Consider the following 1,091-nt stretch of genomic DNA (forward strand, 5'->3'; position numbering starts at 1 on the left):
ACAGATGCACCACAACTGTATCTGGTTGAAACAAGATTTGTCGTGAGAAGTCAGCCGAAGCCATAGTACCTGTTACTCACCATAATGGGGAAGGGCTGAACCATAATTATGTAAGATACCTGAATGTTACCTTATGATGGGAAGAAAGCAGAACATAGAAACTCTATCCGACCAATCGGCGCAGAGGGTGGAACCTGAAGTGCTGATTGGTATGCAGACTTTCATTGGGATAACTGAAAATCATCTTACAGCCATTAAACATGAAAAAGGAGAGTTATTGGAATACATTCTTTCCCCTTCTAATCTAAACCTTGCTTATAAACAGGTAAAGAGTAACAAGGGTAGTGGCGGCATTGACCGTATGGAAGTGGACGAGTTGCTTCCTTATCTTCGTTGCCACAAGGATAAGCTAATAACTTCCATTTATGATGGTAACTACCATCCGAACCCCGTGCGTCGTGTGGAGATTCCCAAGTCGAATGGGAAGACACGTAACTTGGGTATCCCCACGGTTGTTGACCGTTTGATTCAGCAAGCCATCTCACAAGTGCTTCAACCTCTTTATGAACCTCAATTTTCACCAACCAGCTATGGTTTCCGCCCTCATCGTAGTGCTCATGATGCGTTATTAAAATGTGGCGAATATATCTCTGCCGGTTATGTGTTCACGGTCGATATGGATTTGGAGAAATTCTTTGATACATTCTGCCATAGTAAGTTGATAGCAATCCTGTCACGTACCATCAAAGACGGTCGTGTCATTTCTCTGATTCATAAATATCTGAACTTATAGGAGGCAAGAAAGAGGACAGTCCGGTCGGAGTTCCTCAAGGTGGTCCATTGAGCCCCTTATTAAGCAATATAATGCTTAATGAGTTGGACAAGGAACTGGAGAGACGTGGGCATTTGTTCGTTCGGTATGCTGATGACTTGGTCATCTTTTGTAAAAGCCGTCGTTCCGCCCAACGCACATTGGATAATCTGCTTCCCTTTATTGAAACGAAACTTTTTCTAAAGGTGAATAAGGATAAGACCCATGTTGCTTATATGCGTGACATCAAATTCCTTTCCTATGCCTTTGGTCGTAGAAA

At 42.8% G+C, this 1,091-nt stretch carries 1 pseudogene; it reads left to right on the top strand.

What is annotated here, in order from left to right:
• Nucleotides 1-133: 133 nt before the first annotated feature.
• Nucleotides 134-1,091 (top strand): annotated as a pseudogene (gene ltrA, locus WKT12_RS16405) (group II intron reverse transcriptase/maturase); the annotation flags it as partial.

Origin of the sequence: Phocaeicola sp. HCN-6420, from assembly GCF_037890145.1 — a bacterium.
In the GTDB taxonomy this organism is placed as follows: Bacteria; Bacteroidota; Bacteroidia; order Bacteroidales; family Bacteroidaceae; genus Phocaeicola.